A 20,599-nucleotide genomic window follows, 5' to 3' on the forward strand; every position below is an offset into this window, starting at 1 on the left:
GCGCGGGCACACCGCCGCACTGTCGTGAACGACTGTATCAAGCCTGCTTAGCGACCGGATCGCTGTCGTCGCTGGACCGGAATTGCCTCATCGAGCGTGCCGGCGATCACATCCCTGCAGATGTGGCATCAAATCCGGTACCGCCGTGCCGCGTGGACTGCCAGCCTGCTGTCGACCGCGCTTGGGCGGATATCAAGGGAACTTGCGATGGACAGCGACAGTGGCAGCCTGGACGACATGGGACATGCCCGGCCCGGGACCGATCATCTTGCGGTGGTGGCGCTGACCCTGTTGCTGGGCGGCAGCGTGATCGCGCTGGTGGGTCAGCACACGGCGGCACAGGCCGGACCGGCGATCGTGCTGAGCCTGTTGCTGGCCGCCCTGGCGGCCGGCCTGGTGCTGTGCTGCGTGCGTGGGGTGCACCGGCACCTGCCTGGAACGGCCGGCTTGCACGGGTTGCTGGCGGCAGGTTGGGGCGGCAGGGTGGCGGGCCTGCTGGGTGCTGCCTTGCTGCTGGAACTGCTGGTGACCCTGGCCGGTGCCGCGCAATCGATGGCCGTTCATCTGCAGGTAGCGCTGGCCAATGCCGGCTTCGATCCGGGGTACGGCATGCCCGTCCAGGTCATTGCTGCGGCCGGCCTGGGGCTGTGGGGCCTGTGTGCGCTGATGCCGCCGCGGCGGGCAGTGCTGGCGGCGTGTGCCCTGGTGACGGTGAAGGTCGGCGTCGGCGCGTTGCTGTTGGTGCTGGCGGCCCGCCATGTGCACTACGCGCACTGGATACCCTGGCTGCCCGAAGCGATCGCGCCCTATCGGTTCGGGGTCGGCGGCGTACTTGCCGCAACCTTGCCGCTGCTCGGGGTCTTCGCCAGCGCCGGATTGGCGCTGGGACTGCCCGGCCTGCGCCGCAAGACCTCCGGCCGCCATGTGAACGCGTTGCTGGCGATGGTGCTGGTGGCAACACTGCTGTTGATCGCGCTGGCCGCGCTGCAAGCGGGGCTGGTCGAGTTCCCGGCGCTGGCCAGCTCGCGGCCGTTGTCGGTAGCGTTGCACGGCCACCCGTCCCTGCAGTGGCTGCTGCCGCTGCTGCCGCTGGCCGGGGTGGCCGGCCTGGCGGCGCTGCAGGTGGTGCTGTTGCTGCTGGCCGCGCCACTGGCAACGGCGATCTGGCCAGCAGATGGTACAGGGCCACGCTGCGAACGGCATCGCCGCGCCACCGTGTTCCTGGTTCTGGGCGCGATGCTGCTGGCATTGTGGGTGCCGATGGGCATGCTGCCCGCGCTGCCGGGCGCCGTGACCCTGCTGGTGATGGCTGCGCTGTGCCTGGCCGCGTTGCGCGTGGAGGCGGTGATGCCGCGCGTGATGCCGCTGCTGGCGCCATCGGCGGCGGCGCTGTGCCTGCTGGCGGCCGTCGACCGGATACGCTCCTGGCCGGTGTGATGCCCCGTGGATGCCAAGCTGCACGGAGGCTTCGCCCACAAAAAAGCCACCCTTGCGGGTGGCTTTTCCGTCGCAGGCAGAGCGACGACTCAGCGCGTGGTCGTTGCCGGGTTGCCCGCGTCCTGGGTCAGCAGGCGGTTGACGTCCTGCAGTTCGGCCACGTCCAGCGCACCCAGCGACTGGCTCAGCAACAGGCGGTTCTGCAGGAAAGTGTAGCGGGCCTGGGCATAGTCCAGCTGCGCCGAGAACAGGATGCGCTGGTTCTGGATCACGTCCAGCACCGTGCGGGTACCGACTTCCAGGCCGACCTGCGACGCGTCGTAGGCGCTCTGTGCCGAGACCACCGCCAGGCGGCGGGCTTCCACTTCGCTGATGCCCTGCACCAGGGTCTGGTAGGCATTGCGGGTGTTGCGGTCCAGGGCGCGCTTCTGCTGCTCGTAACCGTCCTGGGCGATGTCACGCTGGGCCAGTGCCTGGCGCACGCCGGACTGGGTGGCGCCGCCGGAGAAGATCGGTACGCTCAGGGTCAGGCCGATGCTGTTGGTGCGGGCATCGGGGGACAGCGAGCCGGAGCCGGTGCTGTCGCCCCAGGTCGCGGTCTTGCCCCAGCTGCCGCCCAGCGACAGGGTCGGGTAGTGGCCACCACGCGCGGCCTGCACGCCGGCTTCCGCGGCGCTGACCTTCAGTTCCTGCGCCTTCAGCGCCGGATTCTGGGTGGTGGCCTGGTGCACCAGTTCGTCGATGTTGCCGCGGTTGGCCGGCACTTCCGGGCGGAAGTCGGCCGGCAGGCCACGCAGGTTGACCACCGGCTGGCCGGTCAGTTCGGTCAGGGCCTGGTAGTTATCGGCCAGCGTGTTCTGCGCAACGATGGTGTTGGCGCGCGCCTGGTCGTACTGGGCGCGGGCTTCGTGCACGTCGGTGATCGGCGCCAGGCCCACTTCCAGGCGCTTGTCGGCGAAGTCGAACTGCTTCTTCGCGGCCGCTTCATTGGTCTGTGCGGCGTTCAGCGATTCGATCGCCACCAGCACGTTGAAGTAGGCCGCCGAGGTGCGCACGATCAGGCTGTCGTTGGCCGAATCGAGGGTGAAGTCTGCGGCCTTGCTCAGCTCGCGCTGCGAACGCAGGTTGTTGATCTGGGTCCAGTTGAACAGCGTCTGGCTGCCGTCGATCGTGTAATTGCGGCGCTTGTTGGTGAATGAGCCGGAGTTGATGTCGGCGTTCGGCTCGCTGCGCGTGCGGTTCAGCGTGGCCTGGCCATTGATCTGCGGCAGCAGGGCGGCGCGTGCCTGCACGGCGCCTTCCTTGTCGACCAGCCGGGTCGATTCGGCGGCGGACAGCTGCGGATCGCCGTTGCGCGCCATTTCGTAGACCTGCAGCAGGTCGGCGGCATGGGCGGACAACGGCAGCAGGGCAGTGGCCAGCGCAACAGCGAGGGATCGGCGGATCATTGCGGCTTCCTTGGACTCAGAGGTGGAACTGGGGGGCCGGGGCGGCACCACGCAGGTAATCGATATCGGTCTCGAACAGGGACTCGGTGCTGCCGTCGGCCTTGACCAGCAGGGCCTCCATTGCCGGCGAGCGACCGTGGATCACGAACAGGCGGCCACCGGGACGCAGCCACGAGGCGAACTGTGACGGCACCACGTCGACGGCACCAGTGACACAGATCACGTCAAAGCGGCGCTCGGTCTGCCAGGCCAGGGCATCGGCCACTTCGACGCGGATATTGCTGCCCAGGCCGGAAGCGTCCAGGCGGGCGCGCGCGGCGGCAGCCAGTTCCGGGTCGATCTCCAGGCTCAGTACGTCGCGCGCCAGCGCGCCGATGCAGGCGGCCAGGAAACCGCTGCCAGTGCCGATTTCCAGCACTTCGTCACCCGGCTGCAGGTCCAGCGCCTGCAGGGTACGGCCCTCGATGACCGGCTTCATCATCTTCTGGCCGTTGCCGATCGGCAGTTCGACGTCGGCGTAGGCCAGCGCCCGATGCGCGTCGGCGACAAAGGCCTCGCGCGGCAGGCGGGCCAGTACGTCGAGCACCTTGATGTCCAGCACGTCCCAGGGACGGATCTGCTGTTCCACCATCAGTTCGCGGGCGTGGGCGTAATCAATCGTCATGAGGTTCAAATCCAGCGCAGTGGGCCGGCCATTTTACCGGTGCCGGAGGCCGGCGGCGCGCCCAGAGCATCAGCTGCCGGGGGGCCGGGGTCGCAGTGCCGGAAGTCATCGCGACCTCCGGTTCATTCAGGTTTGCCGTTTCAGCCGGTTGCGGCCCCTCGCGGCGCGTAGGCGCGCAGGAAGAAGTCGATGCTGGCGGTCACGTGGGTGAGAGGGTCGCACTCCACCGGTGACAGTGGCATGCCGCACATCATATGCATGTGCACTTCGCCCTTCACCAGGGTCAGGAACTGCTGGCCGGCAAGGTAATAGTCGGGAATGTCCAGTTCGCCGCGCTCGCCGCGGGCGCGCAGGAAGTCGGCCAGGGCCTCGCAGGTGCGCTCCGGGCCGGCCTGCCAGAACAGCTCGCGCAAGCGCTCGTCGGTCTCCGGCGCCATCATCATGCGCTGGATCGAGATTGCCGCATCGGAGGTGATCAGCTTGAAGAAGGCCAGGCCGATGCCGATCAGCTGGTCGCGCAGCGGGCCATCGGCGTCGGCCACGAACAGCGCGTCGGGCAGCATTTCAATGCATTTGGACTGCACGGCCTCGGAGAACAGGGTCTCCTTGTCGCCGAAGTGGCTGTACACGGTCAGCTTCGAGACGCCGGCCTGGCTGGCGATGCTGTCCATGCTCACGCCGGTATAGCCCTGTTCGATGAACAGGGCCTTGGCTGCTTCAAGGATCGCCGCGCGCTTGCCGAGGTCCTTGGGGCGCCCGGGGCCGGCGGCCTTGGCAGCGGGCTTGGCCGACGGCTTGCGGGAAGTGGAAGAACTCATCGCATCAATACTAGACCAAGCGGTTCGATATTTATACTATACCGGCCGGTTTACTAAATTGGGCCGGTTGTCGCGGCTCCCCCTTGTTGGACCCTGCGTTTCAGGATGTTGACCGATGAAGATCGTGCGCTGGATGGGCGGTATGGTGTGGGTGGCTGCGCTGGCAGCCTGCTCGGGACAGGAACAGACGCCGCAGGCGGCCGTGCCGGTGCTGGTGGTACATCCGGGCGAGCAGGCCGGTCAGGCGCCGGCGGCGTTCCCGGGCACGGTCCGCGCCCGCCAGGAAAGCCCGCTGTCGTTCCGCGTCGGCGGCAACCTGGTCAAGCGCTACGTCGATGCCGGCCAGCGGGTGAAGAAGGGCGAGGTGCTGGCCGAGCTGGACGTGGCGGACTTCGCGCTTCAGGCCCGTGCCTCGCAGGCCCAGCTGGCTGCGGCCGAAGCTGACCTGGCGCGCGCCCGTGACGACCTCAAGCGCTACCAGGTGCTGGCCGACCAGCAGCTGGTCAGCCGCTCGCAGCTGGACCAGCAGTCTGCTGCGTTCAAGGCCGCACAGGGCCAGGCCAATGCCGCTCGCGCCAACCTCGATGTGCTGCGCAACCAGGCCGGCTACGCGCAGCTGCGCGCACCGGCCGACGGCGTGATCGCGAGCCGCGAGGCCGAAGCCGGGCAAGTGGTGCCGGCGGGCCAGACCATCTTCAATCTGGCCGCCGACGGGGGCCGCGAAGTGCTGATCGATCTGCCCGAAGCCACCATCCGCGACTACGCGGTGGGCCAGCCGGTCGCGGTGGAACTGTGGAACCGCCCGGGCCAGCGCCTGCCGGGCACGATCCGCGAGATTGCCGCCGCCGCCGATCCGCAGGCGCGGACCTATGCCACCCGCGTCAGCCTGGCCGCCGAAGCGCTGGCCGATGTCGAACTGGGCCAGAGCGCACGCGTCTACAGCAGCGCCGGCCGCCTCGGCACCCTGCAGTTGCCGCTGGGCGCACTGCAGCGCGGTGCCGACGGTGCCGCCAGCGTGTGGGTGGTCGATCCGGCCAACAGCACGCTGAAGGCTGCAGTGGTCACCACCGGTGCCTATGGCAGCGAGACGGTGCCGGTGCTGTCCGGTGTCGGTGCGGGTGACTGGGTGGTCGCCGCCGGCGGCCATCTGCTGCGTGCCGGCCAGCCGGTGATCGCGGTGGACCGGCAGAACCGCCCGGTACTGAAGCCGGCCGCCTCGCCCGCCGCTGCCAAGGCCAAGGAGTAAGCCGGTGCGCCGCTTCAATCTTTCCGAGTGGGCGCTGGCCAACCGCCCGCTGGTGCTGTTTGCGATGCTCGCCTTCGCGCTGATCGGCGCGTGGTCGTACAAGCACCTGGGCCAGTCCGAAGATCCACCGTTCACCTTCAAGGCGATGGTGGTGCGCACGTTGTGGCCGGGCGCCACTGCCGAGCAGGTTTCGCGGCAGGTGACCGAGCCGATCGAGAAGGCGCTGATGAACACCGGCGAGTACGAGTTCATCCGCTCTTACTCGCGCCCGGGCGAATCGCAGGTGATCTTCATGGCCCGCGACAGCCTGCGTTCCAAGCAGATTCCGGACCTGTGGTACCAGGTGCGCAAGCGCGTGGGCGACATCCGTGCGACGCTGCCGCGCGAGATCGTCGGTCCGTTCTTCAATGACGAGTTCGGTGATACCTACGGCAACATCTATGCGTTGACCGGCAAAGGCTTCGACTACGCCGTGATGCGTGATTATGCCGACCGCATCCAGCTGGAGCTGCAGCGCGTGCCCGACGTCGGCAAGATCGACCTGGTCGGCCTGCAGGACGAGAAGGTGTGGATCGAGTTGTCCAACACCCGCCTGGCCACGCTGGGCGTGTCGATGCAGCAGGTACAGCAGGCACTGGCCGACCAGAACGCGGTGACCGGCACCAGCTTTTTCGAGACCGCCACCGATCGCGTGCAGCTGCGCGTGACCGGCCAGTTCAATGACATCGAAGCGATCCGCCAGTTCCCGATCCGCGCCGGTGAGCGCACCGTGCACCTGGGCGACATCGCCGAGGTCAAGCGCGGCTTTGCCGATCCGGCGTCGCCGAAGATGCGCTTCATGGGTGAAGAGGCGATCGGCCTGGCGGTGGCGATGAAGGATGGCGGCGACATCCTCAAGCTCGGTGCCAACCTCGATGCCGAGTTCGAACGCCTGCAGAAGACCCTTCCAGCCGGCATGCAGCTGCGCAAGGTGTCCGACCAGCCGCAGTCGGTGGAGGAGTCGGTCGGCGAGTTCGTGCAGGTACTGACTGAGGCGGTGGTGATCGTGCTGCTGGTCAGCTTCTTCTCGCTGGGCCTGCGTACCGGCCTGGTGGTGGGCGTGACCATTCCGCTGGTGCTGGCGATGACCTTCTTCGTCATGCACTACTTCGACATCGGCCTGCACAAGATTTCGCTGGGCGCGCTGGTGCTGGCGCTGGGCCTGCTGGTGGACGATGCGATCATCGCGGTGGAAATGATGGCCACCAAGATGGAGCAGGGCTTCGATCGCCTGCGCGCGGCCAGTTTCGCCTGGGAATCGACCGCCTTCCCGATGCTGACCGGTACCTTGATTACCGCAGCCGGCTTCCTGCCGATCGCCACTGCGGCCTCGAGCACCGGCGAATACACCCGCTCGCTGTTCCAGGTAGTGACCATCGCGCTGGTGGTTTCATGGATCGCAGCGGTGCTGTTCATCCCGTATCTGGGCGACAAGATGCTGCCGGACCTGTTCAATCCGCAGCCGCCGAAGCCGGGCAGCCTGTCCGCGCGCTGGCATGCCAAGCGCCAGCAGTGGGCCGACCGCTACCCGTCGCTGGCCAACCTGATCGCGCCGCCGCAACACGGGCATGACCATGATCCGTACCAGCGTCCGTTCTATCGCAGCTTCCGCCGCTTCCTCGATACCTGCCTGCGCCACCGTTGGTGGGTGATCGCCGCGACCGTCGCCCTGTTCGTGTTCTCGCTGATGATGTTCCGCTTCGTGCCGCAGCAGTTCTTCCCGGATTCGACCCGGCCGGAGCTGATGGTGGACATCGAGCTGGCTGAGGGCGCGTCACTGCGCTCGACCCAGGCCCAGGCCGAGAAGCTGGAGAAGCTGCTGTCCAGCCGCGAGGGCATCGCCAACTACGTGTCCTACGTGGGCACCGGTTCGCCGCGCTTCTACCTGCCGCTGGACCAGCAGCTGCCGGCGACCAACTTCGCCCAGTTCGTGGTGCTGGCCAAGGACATCAAGTCGCGCGAGAGCACCCGCGACTGGCTGCTGCACGAGGTGATCCCGAAGTTCCCGGACGTGCAGATGCGCGTGACCCGCCTGGAGAACGGCCCGCCGGTCGGCTATCCGGTGCAGATGCGCATTTCCGGTGAGCACATCGAGAAGGTGCAGGCGATCGCGCGCCAGGTCGAGGCCAAGGTTCGCGAGAACCCGCACGTGATGAACGTCAACCTGGACTGGAGCGAGCCGAGCAAGGTGGTGCGGCTGGTGATCGACCAGGAGCGCGCCCGCGCGCTGGGCGTGAGCAGTGCCCAGGTCAGCCAGTTCCTGTCCAGTTCGCTGGCCGGGCAATCGGTGAGCGTGTACCGCGAAGGCAATCGCCAGATCGAGATGCTGCTGCGCGGCCCGGCCGATGAGCGCAACCAGCTGGAACTGCTGTCGAGCCTGTCGATGCCCACCGCCAACGGCGGCAGCATCACGCTGTCGCAGGTGGCGACGATGGAATACGGCTTCGAGGACGGCATCATCTGGCACCGCAATCGCCTGCCAACGGTGACCGTGCGCGCCGACATCAGCGATGGGATGCAGCCGCTGGACGTGGTGCACCAGATCCTGCCGACGCTGGACGGCATCCGTGCCGAGCTGCCCAGCGGCTACCTGCTGGAAACCGGCGGTACCGTGGAGGATTCGGCACGTGGTCAGAACTCGATCAAGGCCGGCATGCCGCTGTTCCTGGTGGTGGTGGCCACGCTGCTGATGCTGCAGCTGCGCAGTTTCTCGCGCGCGGCGATGGTGCTGGTGACCGCGCCGCTGGGCATCATCGGTGCGACGTTGTTCCTGCTGCTGTTCCGTGCGCCGTTCGGCTTCGTGGCACTGCTGGGCACGATTGCGCTGGCCGGCATGATCATGCGCAACTCGGTGATCCTGATCGACCAGATCCAGCAGGACATCGATGCCGGGCATGACCGTTGGCATTCGATCATCGACGCCACGGTGCGCCGCTTCCGCCCGATCGTGCTGACCGCGCTTGCCGCTGTGCTGGCGATGATTCCGCTGTCGCGCAGCGCGTTCTATGGCTCGATGGCGATCTCGATCATGGGAGGCCTGATCGTGGGCACCGTGCTGACCCTGGTGTTCCTGCCGGCGCTGTACGCCGCGTGGTTCCGGGTCAAGCCGGACGAATCCGGGGCGTAACGCCAACCAGGGTCGGATCCCTTTCCCTCGGGGAAAGGGCTCTGACCCCACCCATGCCGGTTGTTCCCTTCCCAGGTGGGTGCCAACCTTGGGTGGCACGAATGCATGGATCCACGCATGGCGTGGATCTACTGCAGCTGCAGGCCGGACCGCAGCACCGGCAACAACCACTCGATGAACACCTGCACGCGTTGCGCACGGTGTTGCCGATGAGGCTGCAGCAGGGTCACCGGCAGCGGCTGCGCCACGTACTGCGGCATCACTTCCACCAGTTCGCCGGATTGCAGTTCCGCCTGCACGTCGTAACGCGGAATCTGCAGCAACCCCAGCCCGGCCACGCAGCACGCGATCGACGCTTCTGCGCTGTTCACCCGCACCCAGCCGGGCATCGGCAATGTGCGCAGCTGCGCGCCCTCCTGCCACTCCCACGGTTCCACCCGTGCCGTGGTCGGCGAGGCGTAGTTCACTGCACGGTGCTGCTGCAGGTCGGCAGGCTGCTGCGGCATGCCGTGTTCACGCAGGTACGCCGGCGCGGCGACGTTAACGAAGTCGAGCCGGCCCAGCGTGCGCGCCACCAGGCTGGAATCGCCCAGCTGGCCGACCCGCAGCACCGCATCGCAACCGTCTTCGATCAGGTTCACCGCGCGGTCGGTCATGCCCAGATCCACTTCCACCTGGGGGTGCCGCGCGAAGAAATCCGGCAGGGCCGGGGCGATGATGCGGCGGCCGATGCGGCTGGGCACGTCGATCTTCAGCAGGCCCGTAGGCTGCGCGTCGTCCTGGCGGAACAGGGCTTCGACGTCTTCGACTTCGGCGATCAGGCGCAGGCAGCGCGCATGGAACACGTCGCCATCGTGGGTGGTGGAGACGCGGCGGGTCGAGCGCTGCAGCAGGCGGGTGCCGAGCCGCTGCTCCAGTTCGGCCACCGCTGCCGAAACCGTCGAGCGGGGCAGGCCGAGCTGGTCGGCGGCGCGGGTGAAGCTGGCACAATCAACCACACGGGTGAAGATACGGAAGCGATCGATCCGGTCCATTGTTCGCTGACTCTGGAAAGTTAAGTCAATGTGGCGGGCTTTATCCGCTTTTTCTGCACGATATCGTCGTCAGGGCAGGGTTGCCACCCCGGGCAGCCCCCTCCCGAGACCGAACCCATGTCCGATCATTCCCTCAAGGGCAAGACTGTGCTGATCGCCGGTGGCGCCAAGAATCTGGGCGGCCTGCTGGCCCGTGATTTCGCCGCGCAGGGCGCCCAGGCCATCGTCATCCACTACAACAGCGCCGCCACCCACGCCGATGCCGAAGCCACCGTCGCCGCGGTGCAGGCCGCCGGCAGCAAGGCCGTTGCCCTGCAGGGCGACCTGACCTCGGCCGCAGCGATGGAGCGCTTGTTTGCCGATGCCGTGGCAGCGGTCGGTCGCCCCGATATCGCGATCAACACCGTGGGCAAGGTACTGAAGAAGCCGCTGCTGGAGATCAGCGAAGCGGAGTACGACCAGATGAGCGCGGTCAACGCCAAGGCCGCCTTTTTCTTCCTCAAGGAAGCCGGTCGCCACGTCAACGATGGTGGCCGCATCTGCACCGTCGTCACCTCATTGCTGGGTGCGTACACGCCGTTCTATTCCAGCTACGCCGGCACCAAAGCGCCGGTCGAGCACTTCACGCGTGCCGCGTCGAAGGAGTTCGGCGAGCGTGGCATCTCGGTGACCGCGATCGGCCCCGGCCCGATGGATACGCCGTTCTTCTACCCGGCCGAGAGTGCTGATGCGCAGGCGTATCACAAGACCGCAGCGGCGCTGTCGGCCTTCACCCGCACTGGCCTGACCGACATCGCCGACATCGTGCCATGGATACGCTTCCTGGTGACCGATGGCTGGTGGATGACCGGGCAGACGATTCTGGTCAATGGTGGGTACACCACCAAATAAGGAAGCTACGCATGGAGTGGCTCTACAGCAGAGCCACCCCATGGGTGGCTGCGCACAGTTCAATGTCGGGCAGCGGCCACGACGGGTTGCCCGATGGATCAGGCCAGCTTTGCCAGTACCGCGTCGGTGGCGGCGGCCGTGCTCACTGCCTGGCCCCTGGCGGCCAGGTCGGCAGTGAACACACCCTCATCCAGCACCGCATGCACGGCCGCTTCCACCGCTGTTGCCTCCGCTTCCAAGCCCAGCGAATGGCGCAACAGCATCGCCGCGCTGAAGATCGTTGCGTACGGGTTGGCGATGCCCTTGCCGGCAATGTCCGGTGCCGAACCATGGATCGGTTCGTAGATACCCACCGCGCCCGGCTCTCCCAGCGAGGCCGAGGGCAGCAGGCCCAGCGAGCCGGCCAGCATCGAGGCCTCATCGGTGAGGATGTCGCCGAACATGTTCTCGGTCACGATCACGTCGTATTCGCGCGGCTTGGCCAGCAGGTGCATGGCCATCGAGTCGACCAGCTGGTGCTCCAGGGCAATGTCCGGGAATTCCTCGCGGCCGATGCGCGCGGCCACGTCACGCCACAGGCGCGAAGTCTCCAGCACGTTGGCCTTGTCCACCGAAGTGACCTTGCCGCGACGCTGTTGGGCCAAGCGGAAGGCGCTGCGCAGCACGCGCTCGATCTCGCCCACGGTGTAGCGGCACAGGTCGCTGGCGCTATCGGCGTCGCGGGTCTTGTCGCCGAAATAGATGCCGCCGGTCAGTTCGCGCACCACCACGAAGTCCACGCCCTGCAGCAGCTCGGCCTTGATCGGCGAGGCGTGCAGCGCGGCTTCATGGGTGCGCACCGGGCGCAGGTTGGCATACAGGCCCAGTGCCTTGCGGATCGCCAGCAAGCCCTGCTCCGGGCGCACCTTGGCATTCGGGTCGGACCACTTCGGGCCACCCACGGCGCCCAGCAGCACCGCATTGGCGGCCTTGCAGGCAGCCAGCGTCGAGGCAGGTAACGGTTCGCCGTGGCGGTCGATGGCGATGCCACCGATATCGTGCTCGCTGAAGGTGAAGGTGTGGTTGAAGCGCTCGGCGACAGACTTCAGGACGGCGACTGCTGCGGCGGCCACTTCCGGGCCGATGCCATCACCGGGCAGGACAACAATTTCAGCGTGCATGCTCACTCTCGTAACGTTCGATTTCAGGGACGCGGCCCAACAGATACCCCAACTGGTCGACACCTTCCAGCAGGCAGGTCTGCGAGAAGCCATCCAGCGGGAAGGAATAGACGCGGCCATCGGGGGTGCGCAGTTCGCGCGTGGCCACGTCGATGGTCAGCTCATCGTCCGGGCGCTGCATCAGCACCTGCACGTCGGCTTCGTCCAGCACGATCGGCAGCAGGCCGTTCTTCAGCGAATTACCGCGGAAGATATCGGCGATCTCGCTGCTGACGATGGCGCGCAGGCCGAGGTCGGTCAGTGCCCAGGGTGCATGCTCGCGCGATGAGCCGCAGCCGAAGTTGCGCCCGGCCAGCAGGATGCTGCGGCCGGCGTTGTGCGGCTGGTTGAAGGCGAAGTCGGCCACCGGCGAACCGTCGGCCTGCCAGCGCCAGTCATTGAAGGCGTTGCGGCCCAGACCGGCACGTTCGGTGGTGGACAGGAACCGCGCCGGAATGATCTGGTCGGTATCGATGTTGGTCTGGCGCAGCACCACGCTGGACGAGGTCAGGGTACGGAAACCGGCCATCACGCCACCTCCTGTGCGAACAGTTCGCGGGTATCGGCGACGTGCCCGTTCACCGCGGCCCACGCCGCGCTCATCGGCGACGCCAGCAGCGTGCGCGAACCGGGACCCTGACGGCCTTCGAAGTTGCGGTTGCTGGTGCTCACGGCCAGCTGGTCGGGTGCAACCAGATCGCCGTTCATGGCGATGCACATCGAGCAGCCTGGCTCGCGCCACTCCGCTCCGGCCGCACGCACGATCTCATGGATACCCTCGGCCTCGGCCTCGCGCTTGACGATCTCCGAGCCCGGCACCACCAGCATGCGAACCCGGTCAGCGACGCGACGACCGCGGAGCACCTGCGCCACCTCGCGCATGTCGCTCAGGCGGCCATTGGTGCACGAACCGACGAACACCACGTCCACCGGCGTACCGGCCAGCGCCTTGCCGGCCTGGAAATGCATGTAGTCCAGGCCTTTCTGCGCGGCGGCATCGTTGGCGGCCGGAATCGGCGCGTCCACGGCGATGGCCGTGCCCGGGTGGGTGCCCCAGGTCAGCGTCGGGCGGATGTCGGCCGCATCGATATGCACTTCGCTGTCGAAACGTGCGCCCTCATCGCTGCGCAGCTGCTTCCAGCGTGTGACGGCGGCGTCGAACTCGGCACCCTTGGGACCACGTGGCGTCCGGGCGACGAAGTCGAAGGTGACCTGGTCCGGCGCCACCATGCCGGCACGCGCGCCGGCTTCGATCGACATGTTGCACAGGGTCATGCGCTGTTCCATGTCCATCGCCTCGATGGTGCTGCCACGGAACTCAATGACGTGGCCGGTGCCACCGTTGACGCCGATCACGCCGATGATGTGCAGCACCACGTCCTTGGCACCGACGCCGGGCGCCAGCGGGCCATCGACGGTGATGGCAAAGGTCTTGGCCTTGCGCTGCAGCAGGCACTGCGTGGCCAGCACATGGCCGACTTCGCTGGTGCCGATGCCGAACGCCAGCGAGCCGAAGGCACCGTGGGTAGAGGTGTGGCTGTCGCCGCAGACGATGGTCATGCCGGGCTGGGTGAAGCCCTGTTCCGGCGCGATCACGTGGACGATGCCGCGGTTGTCCGAGGCCATGTCGAACAGTTCGATGCCATGTTCGGCGCAGTTGCGCGCCAGCGTGGCCACCTGCGCTTCGGAAGCGGCGCTGGCATAGGGCAGCGTACCGTCGGCGGCGGCCGGCAGGGTCGGCGTGGAGTGGTCCATCGTCGCCTTGGTGCGGTCCGGCCGGCGCGGCGACAGGCCACGCTCGCGGAGCTCGGTGAAGGCCTGCGGCGAGGTGACCTCGTGGATCAGGTGCAGGTCGATGTACAGCACGGCGGGCGCGCTGTCGGATTCGGGAACCACCACGTGGGCGTCCCACAGTTTGTCGTACAGGGTGCGGGGTGCGGAAGTCATGCGTGTGCCTGGCGGAAGTACGAAGGTGCGGACATCAGGAAAGATAGCGAAAAGTGTTGAGTCAGCGGCGGCGGGCGAGGACCCGCAGCCGCACGTAGTCGGCCAGCGGCTGGCCGGCGGTGTTGCGCGGCAGATCGGCCAGCAGTGCAGCCGCGGCGTCGCGCACAGTGGCACGGGCATTGGCGGGCAGGTCATCCAGCAGCGGCGCGGCGAAGACGCGCAGCCAGCCGGCCACGCCGGTCGGCAGCGCCGTCGGGCGCGGCGTGCATTCGATCAGCTGCACCTGGAAGCCATGCTGGCGCAGGCGGTCGGCGTAGGCATCGGCGGTCGGGAAGTACCACTGGAAGGCACTGGCGCCGTAGCCATGGGCCACGCGTGCGGCCTGCAGCGCTGCGATGATCGTGGCCACGTTGCCATGGCCGCCGAATTCGGCAACGAAGCGGCCGCCAGCGCGCAACGCCCGGCGCACGCCTTCCAGCACGCGGTCGGGGTTGCCCATCCAATGCAGCGCGGCGTTGCTGAACACCGCATCGAACTCACTGTCGAACGACAGCGCATGGCCGTCCATCACCTGCGCGTCGACACCGCGCGCGCGGGCGGCGATCACCAGTTCCGGCGAGGCATCCACGCCGTGGATGCGCGCACCGCTCAGCGCCAGCTCGGTGCTGAGTACGCCATCGCCACAGCCCAGGTCGAGGATGCGCTCACCGGCGCGCGGATCGAGCAGGCGCGCCACCGCGCCGCCGAGCAGTGGCACGAAGCCGGCATCGATTGCATAGTCCTGGGCATTCCACTGCTGGCCAGCGGCGCTGGTCGGGGTGGGGGTATCGAAGGCGCTCATCTCGGCTTCCTCAGGCGGTGGCGGGGGTAGCAATGTCGGTGCTGCTGTGGGCGGCGGCCTGGCGCTGGCGCAGCAGGCGGTTGGCAACATCCAGCCAGGCCAGCGCGGACGCTTCGATGATGTCCTTGCTGGTGCCGGTGCCGTCGTACTCCACGCCCTCGTGGCGCACGCTCAGGTTGGCTTCGCCACGCGCATCGGCGCCGATGCCGACGCTGTGCACGTGGTAGCTGTCCAGCATCAGCTGCACGCCTGTGGCAGCCGACAGCGCGCCAAACAGTGCATCGACCGGGCCGTCGCCCTGCGCGGTCTCGGCCACGCGGTTGCCGTCCGGGTCGGACAGTTCAACCAGCGCGTTGGCGCGGCTGCCGACGTCACTGATGGTCATCGAGGCCAGACGGTAGCCCTGTGCATTGGAGCCGCCCTGCATCAGCGTCTGCAGGTCGGCATCGGTGACCACGCGCTGCTGCTCGCACAGGCCCTTGAACTGTTCGAACACCAGCTTCAGCTCGTCTTCGTCCAGCCAGAAGCCCAGCGCGCGCAGGCGCGCTTCGACGGCGGCGCGGCCACTGTGGCGGCCCAGCACCATCTGCGAGTCCTCCCAGCCCACGTCTTCCGGACGCATGATTTCGTAGGTGCCGCGATGGCGCAGCATGCCGTGCTGGTGGATGCCCGATTCGTGAGCGAAGGCATTGGCACCGACGATGGCCTTGTTGCGCTGTACCGGCATGCCGACCAGGCGCTGCAGCAGCTGCGAGGTGCCGACGATGCGCGGAGTGTTGATCGAACTGTCCTGCTCGTAGAAGGCCTGGCGCACCTTCAGCACCATGGCGATCTCTTCCAGCGAACAGTTGCCGGCACGCTCGCCGATGCCGTTGACGGTGCACTCGACCTGGCGCGCGCCACCTTCGATGGCGGCCAGCGAGTTGGCCACGGCCAGGCCCAGATCGTTGTGGCAGTGCGCGCTGAAGATCACGTTGGCGGCATTGGGTACGTCGGCGACGCCGGCGATGACCTGCTGGAACATCGCGCGGATCTCTTCCGGCGTGGTGAAGCCGACGGTGTCGGGCAGGTTGATGGTGGTGGCGCCGGCGGCGATCGCCACGCGCGAGACTTCGATCAGGTAGTCCAGCTCGGTACGGGTGGCATCCTCGGCCGAGAATTCGACATCGTTGATGTAGGAGCGGGCCAGCGCTACATGCTTGTGCACCGACTCCAGTACCTGCTCGCGGGTCATGCGCAGCTTGTGCTCGCGGTGCAGCGGGCTGGTCGACAGGAACACGTGCAGGCGCGGATTGGCCGCCGCTTCCAGCGCACGGGCGGACGTTTCGATATCGGCCTGCAGGCAGCGCGACAGCACCGCCAGGCTCAGGCTCGGGCGGCGCAGTTCGCGGCCGATCAGTGCCATCGCCTCGCGGTCGGACTGCGAGCTGGCCGGGAAGCCGGTCTCGATGATGTCCACGCCCAGTTCGTCCAGCGCACGCGCCATCACCAGCTTCTGCGGCGGACTCATGCTGCAGCCGGGGGACTGCTCGCCGTCACGCAGGGTGGTGTCGAAGATGCGGATGCGCGGGGTGGTAATTCGTTCGATGGTGGTCACAGGGAAATCTCCTCGACAGCGGGCGTTGCGGCTTGCAGGTGGGAAGGGGAAGAGGTGGGGGCGGACGGCGTGCTGGCCCTGTCGGGCGAGCGGGGTGTTTCGCTGCGCCGTCGCCGCGGTTTGCGTGGCGGGCGCGGACGGATGTCGGTCAGCAGGCCGGCCAGCACGCCGGCATCAATGTTGCCGCCGGACACTACCGCGCACTTGCGGCGGCCGGCTACGCGGCGCCCGGCGGCCAGGGCCAGCGCGCCGGCTCCTTCGGCGATGATGTGTTCTTCCAGCGCCAGCCTGACCAGGGTTTCGCGCAGCTCGGCTTCGCGCACGATCACCACGTCGTCCAGCAGCGAGGTGCACAGGCGGCGGGTCAGGAAGCCGGGGATCTTCACTCGCACGCCATCGGCCAGCGAGGCGACGGGGGCGATCTCACGGATATCGCCGCGGATCGCGCGCGCCATCGAGTCAACGCCTTCCACCTGCGCACCAACCACGCGCACGCCCTGTGATTTCAGCGCCAGTGCAACGCCCGAGGCCAGGCCACCGCCGCCGATCGGCACGATCACCACGTCCGGTGCGTGCGCGGCCAGCTCGATGCCGACCGTGCCCTGGCCGGCAATCACATCGGCATCGTCGAACGCGGACAGGAAACGGTAGCCGTGGCGCTGCGCCAGTTCGACCGCGAAGGCGTAGGCCTCATCGTAACTGTTGCCATGCTGGCGCACGGTGGCGCCCCAGTGAGCGACGCCGGCGATCTTGGTGGCCGGTGCGCCGTGCGGCATCACGGTGATGGCCGGCACATCCAGGCGATAGGCCGCCCACGCAACGCCCTGCGCATGGTTGCCGGCCGAGGCGCAGATCACCGGCCGGGTGTCACCGCGCTCGCGACCGGCCAGCAGCGCATTCAATGCGCCGCGTACCTTGTAGGAACCGGTGCGCTGCAGGTTCTCCAGCTTCAGCCAGGTACCGAAGCGTTCGGCATGGTGCAGCGGGGTTGGTGGCAGGAAGCGGCGCAGGCGGGCCTGCGCTGCCAGGACGTCGGCAACGCTTACGTCGCCGACATCGCTTTCCTGGCTGGCATCAGCGGCCGGCATGGGCCACCAGCGGGGTGCGGGCGACCGCCGCATGCGGGCACGGGCGGCGAAGAAGACGCCTCCGTACCGGCACCGTGGTCGCTACGGTACGGGTGTTCATGACGATACTCCTTCCACGGCGGTGACCTGCACGGACACGCAGTCGTAGATCTTCTCGATCTGCCGGCACAGCGTCTCGGCGGGGCGCTCACCGTCCACCACCAGTTGCAGGTGCCAGCGGCCATCGTCGGCGGCCACGGGCGCACCGCTGATCGCACGCGGTGCGAAACCGCGGCGTTCGGCCATGCCGATCACGCGCAGCAGCGCGCCTTCAGCCGGGTGCAGCACCAGGTCAAGCCGGTAGTGCATTGGGGGTCTCCTGGCGAGCATGGGCGGGGTTGCTTTCCAGCATCGTGCTGTTGGCAGTGTTCGGCGGCACCAGAGGCCACACGTTGGCGCGGGCATCAATGGCCACGTGCAGCAGCGCCGGGCCGGGTTCGGCCAGCAGTGCGGCCAGGCCGCCTTCGACGTCGTCGCGTGCATCGATGCGGCTGGCGGCGATGCCGAATACCTGCGCCAGTGCCACGAAGTCCGGGTTGTCGGACAGGTCGATCTCGCTGTAGCGCTCGGCGAAGAACAGCTCCTGCCACTGCCGCACCATGCCCAGCGAACTGTTGTCCAGCAGCACGATCTTCACCGGCAGGCGGCAGCGGGCGATGGTGGCCAGCTCCTGGACGTTCATCATGAAGCTGCCATCACCGGACACCAGCACTACGGTGCGCTCGGGGCAGGCGAACTGCGCGCCCATCGCCGCCGGCAGGCCGAAGCCCATGGTGCCCAGCGCGCCGCTGGTCAGGTGGTTGCGCGGGTGGTTGAAGCGGCAGTGCTGGGCCACCCACATCTGGTGCTGGCCCACGTCGCAGGCGATCACTGCATCGGCTGGCGCCAGCTCGCTCAGGCGCTTCAGCAGCGCCGGGGCGTAGATGTGCTGGCCCGGTGCGTCATAGCGCGCGGCGAAGCGATCGCGATGCTGTGCACAGCGCCTGCGCCATGCGTCCTGGTGGGCCTTGGGGGAGGGGAAGGCCGCACGCAGGGCGCGGATCGCATGGCCGACATTGCCGGGCACGGCAACATCGGCGCTGCGCAGCTTGGAGATCTCATAGGCGTCAGCGTCAATATGGACTACGCGCGCGAACGGTGCGAACTCGGCCAGCTTGCCGGTGGCGCGGTCATCGAAGCGTGCACCCAGCACCAGCAGCAGATCGCTTTCCTGCACTGCCATGTTGGCCGCGCGGGTGCCGTGCATGCCCAGCATGCCCAGCGACTGCGGATGATGCGCCGGCAGCGCGCCCAGGCCACGCAGGGTCATCACGGTAGGAATCGCGCTGGCTTCAACGAAGTCGCGCAGGTCCTGCACCGCATCACCCAGCGCGATGCCACCACCGGCGTAGACCACCGGCTTTTCGGCTGCAGCCAGTGCGGCGATGGCGTCGGCGATGGTGGCGTCGGCCGGCGCCGCCGGTGGTTCGATGCTGCTCGGCACGTGCGCCGGCAGATGGCTGGCATCGGCCAGCTGCACGTCCTTGGGCAGGTCGATCAGCACCGGGCCGGGACGGCCTTCGCGGGCAATGCGGAAGGCGTCGGCGACCACGCGCGGCAGGTCATCGACGCTGCGCACCAGCCAGCTGTGCTTGACGATCGGCATGGTCAGGCCGAACACATCCAGCTCCTGGAAGGCGTCGGTGCCCAGCAGCGGGGTGCCGACCTGGCCGGTGATGCAGACCATCGGCACCGAATCCAGCATCGCGTCGGCGATGCCGGTGACCAGGTTCGATGCACCCGGGCCAGAGGTGGCCACGCAGACGCCGACCTGGCCGCTGGCGCGGGCGAAGCCATTGGCTGCCAGCGCCGCGCCCTGCTCATGGCGTACCAGGATGTGCTTCAGCGACGAATCCACCAGCGCGTCGTAGAACGGCATGATGGTGCCGCCGGGATAGCCGAACAGCGTGCGGACACCCTCGGCCTCCAGCGCCTGGGTCAGCCAGCGCGCACCATTGGGCGGCGCGCTGCGATGTGTGGAAGAGTTCATGGGGGAACCTTGCAAAGCGGGTGGGGGAGGGCCGCGCGGTTACGCGGCCTGTCCTTGCAACCAGACCATCTTGGCGCGCAGTTCCTTGCCCACCTTTTCGATCGGGTGCTCCAGGTCGGCCTGCTTGAACTTGTTGTAGTTCGGCAGGCCCGCTTCGTACTCGGCCACCCAGTTCTTGGTGAAGGTACCGTCCTGGATGTCCTTCAGCACTTCCTTCATGCGCGCCTTGGTGCCGGCGTCGATCACCCGCGGGCCACTGACGTAGTCGCCGTACTGCGCGGTTTCGGAGATGAATTCCAGCATGCGCGAGATGCCACCTTCATAGAACAGGTCGACGATCAGCTTCAGCTCGTGCAGCACTTCGTAGTAGGCGATCTCCGGCTGGTAGCCGGCTTCGACCAGGGTCTCGAATCCGGCCTGCACCAGCGCCGAAGCGCCGCCGCACAGCACCGCCTGCTCGCCGAACAGATCGGTTTCGGTTTCTTCCTTGAAGGTGGTCTGGATCAGGTTGGCGCGGGCACCGCCGAGGCCACCGGCATAGGCCAGGGCGTAGTCGGCGGCCTTGCCGCTCTTGTCCTGGTAGACCGCCCAGATGCACGGCACGCCGCGGCCGATTTCATACTCGCGGCGAACCAGCGCGCCCGGGCCCTTCGGTGCGACCAGCACCACGTCGAGATCCTCGCGCGGCTTGATCATGTCGAAGTGCACGTTCAGGCCGTGCGCGAACAACAGCACCGCGCCCTGCTTCATGTTCGGCGCCAGCACGTCGTCGTACAGCTTCTTCTGCACCATGTCCGGGGTCAGCACAGCGACTAGGTCGGCATCCTTCACGGCTTCGGCCGGTGCCTTGACGGTGAAGCCATCGGCCTGCGCCTTGACCTCGGTGGGGCCGCCCGGACGCAGGCCTACCACCACATCGAAGCCGGATTCGCGCAGGTTCAGCGCGTGGGCGCGGCCCTGGCTGCCGTAGCCGATGACGGCGATCTTGGTCTGGGGCAGGTCGTTGGTGCTCATGGGGGAGGTTCCTTGCGGTGGGAAGAAAAAGAACGGCCGGTCGTCGAGGTGACGTGCCGGCCGGTCAGGGGAAAACGGTGGAGGAGGCGCCGCGCATCGCACAGGCACAGCCCCCACGAGGCGTCGTGGAGGTGTGGGTCC

17 protein-coding genes are annotated in these 20,599 nt (G+C 67.6%); 4 read left to right on the top strand and 13 right to left on the bottom strand.

Features of this window, described 5'->3' with window-relative positions; all coding sequences use genetic code 11:
• Positions 1–207: 207 nt before the first annotated feature.
• On the top strand, positions 208–1,437 hold the full coding sequence (locus QZ853_RS09600; RefSeq protein ID WP_295572370.1) for an amino acid transporter: 1,230 nt from the start codon (positions 208–210) through the stop codon (positions 1,435–1,437).
• Between the two features lie 89 nt (positions 1,438–1,526).
• On the opposite strand, the gene QZ853_RS09605 is transcribed toward QZ853_RS09600, so the two are convergent.
• The 3 genes from QZ853_RS09605 to QZ853_RS09615 all read right to left on the bottom strand — a co-directional run bounded on the left by QZ853_RS09605 (position 1,527) and on the right by QZ853_RS09615 (position 4,367).
• Positions 1,527–2,885 carry a TolC family outer membrane protein gene (locus QZ853_RS09605; RefSeq protein WP_295572373.1) on the bottom strand — a complete coding sequence of 453 codons (1,359 nt, stop codon included), beginning with the start codon at positions 2,883–2,885 and terminating at the stop codon, positions 1,527–1,529.
• A gap of 16 nt (positions 2,886–2,901) precedes the next feature.
• Entirely contained in the window at positions 2,902–3,549 is a 648-nt protein-coding gene (locus QZ853_RS09610; RefSeq protein WP_295521874.1) for a protein-L-isoaspartate O-methyltransferase, read from the bottom strand.
• A gap of 140 nt (positions 3,550–3,689) precedes the next feature.
• On the bottom strand, positions 3,690–4,367 hold the full coding sequence (locus QZ853_RS09615; RefSeq protein WP_295572376.1) for a TetR/AcrR family transcriptional regulator: 678 nt from the start codon (positions 4,365–4,367) through the stop codon (positions 3,690–3,692).
• Between the two features lie 115 nt (positions 4,368–4,482).
• On the opposite strand from QZ853_RS09615, the gene QZ853_RS09620 reads away from it, so the two are divergent.
• Both QZ853_RS09620 and QZ853_RS09625 read left to right on the top strand, forming a co-directional pair.
• Positions 4,483–5,613 carry an efflux RND transporter periplasmic adaptor subunit gene (locus QZ853_RS09620; protein ID WP_295572378.1) on the top strand — a complete coding sequence of 377 codons (1,131 nt, stop codon included), beginning with the start codon at positions 4,483–4,485 and terminating at the stop codon, positions 5,611–5,613.
• Between the two features lie 4 nt (positions 5,614–5,617).
• Positions 5,618–8,779, top strand: coding sequence for an efflux RND transporter permease subunit (locus QZ853_RS09625; protein WP_295572381.1), 3,162 nt, complete (start codon positions 5,618–5,620; stop codon positions 8,777–8,779).
• 128 nt (positions 8,780–8,907) lie between these two features.
• Here the strand turns inward: QZ853_RS09625 and QZ853_RS09630 are convergent, their stop codons facing one another.
• Entirely contained in the window at positions 8,908–9,813 is a 906-nt protein-coding gene (locus QZ853_RS09630) for a LysR family transcriptional regulator (RefSeq protein WP_295572383.1), read from the bottom strand.
• A 117-nt stretch (positions 9,814–9,930) separates the two neighbouring features.
• Between QZ853_RS09630 and QZ853_RS09635 the strand changes: the two genes are divergently transcribed.
• A complete protein-coding gene (locus QZ853_RS09635; RefSeq protein ID WP_295572386.1) occupies positions 9,931–10,704 on the top strand; it encodes an SDR family oxidoreductase in 774 nt (257 codons plus the stop codon).
• Positions 10,705–10,802: 98 nt separating this feature from the next.
• Here the strand turns inward: QZ853_RS09635 and leuB are convergent, their stop codons facing one another.
• From leuB to ilvC, 9 genes are all read right to left on the bottom strand, one after another.
• On the bottom strand, positions 10,803–11,864 hold the full coding sequence (leuB, locus tag QZ853_RS09640) for a 3-isopropylmalate dehydrogenase (RefSeq protein WP_295572388.1): 1,062 nt from the start codon (positions 11,862–11,864) through the stop codon (positions 10,803–10,805).
• Positions 11,854–12,432, bottom strand: a complete 579-nt coding sequence (leuD, locus tag QZ853_RS09645; protein ID WP_295572391.1) for a 3-isopropylmalate dehydratase small subunit — start codon at positions 12,430–12,432, stop codon at positions 11,854–11,856. The genes leuB and leuD overlap by 11 nt, the downstream gene beginning before the upstream one ends.
• Positions 12,432–13,850, bottom strand: a complete 1,419-nt coding sequence (leuC, locus tag QZ853_RS09650) for a 3-isopropylmalate dehydratase large subunit (RefSeq protein ID WP_295572393.1) — start codon at positions 13,848–13,850, stop codon at positions 12,432–12,434. The genes leuD and leuC overlap by 1 nt, the downstream gene beginning before the upstream one ends.
• 61 nt (positions 13,851–13,911) lie before the next feature.
• Positions 13,912–14,691, bottom strand: a complete 780-nt coding sequence (locus tag QZ853_RS09655) for a class I SAM-dependent methyltransferase (RefSeq protein WP_295572396.1) — start codon at positions 14,689–14,691, stop codon at positions 13,912–13,914.
• 10 nt (positions 14,692–14,701) lie between these two features.
• The gene (locus QZ853_RS09660) at positions 14,702–16,288 is read right to left on the bottom strand and encodes a 2-isopropylmalate synthase (protein WP_295572399.1); all 1,587 of its coding nucleotides are present in this window, start codon (positions 16,286–16,288) and stop codon (positions 14,702–14,704) included.
• Positions 16,285–17,376, bottom strand: coding sequence for a threonine dehydratase (locus tag QZ853_RS09665; RefSeq protein WP_295572401.1), 1,092 nt, complete (start codon positions 17,374–17,376; stop codon positions 16,285–16,287). Before QZ853_RS09665 ends, QZ853_RS09660 begins: the two co-directional genes overlap by 4 nt.
• Positions 17,377–17,472: 96 nt before the next feature.
• On the bottom strand, positions 17,473–17,724 hold the full coding sequence (locus tag QZ853_RS09670; protein ID WP_295572403.1) for an ACT domain-containing protein: 252 nt from the start codon (positions 17,722–17,724) through the stop codon (positions 17,473–17,475).
• Positions 17,708–19,444 (bottom strand): acetolactate synthase 2 catalytic subunit, encoded by a 1,737-nt coding sequence (gene ilvG, locus QZ853_RS09675; RefSeq protein WP_295572405.1) that lies wholly within the window; start codon positions 19,442–19,444, stop codon positions 17,708–17,710. Before ilvG ends, QZ853_RS09670 begins: the two co-directional genes overlap by 17 nt.
• Before the next feature lie 39 nt (positions 19,445–19,483).
• Positions 19,484–20,458: a ketol-acid reductoisomerase gene (gene ilvC, locus QZ853_RS09680; RefSeq protein WP_008265163.1), complete on the bottom strand. Its 975-nt coding sequence runs from the start codon at positions 20,456–20,458 to the stop codon at positions 19,484–19,486.
• Positions 20,459–20,599: the final 141 nt, after the last annotated feature.

The sequence above is a fragment of the uncultured Stenotrophomonas sp. genome (genome assembly GCF_913778665.1).
Classification (GTDB): Bacteria; Pseudomonadota; Gammaproteobacteria; order Xanthomonadales; family Xanthomonadaceae; genus Stenotrophomonas.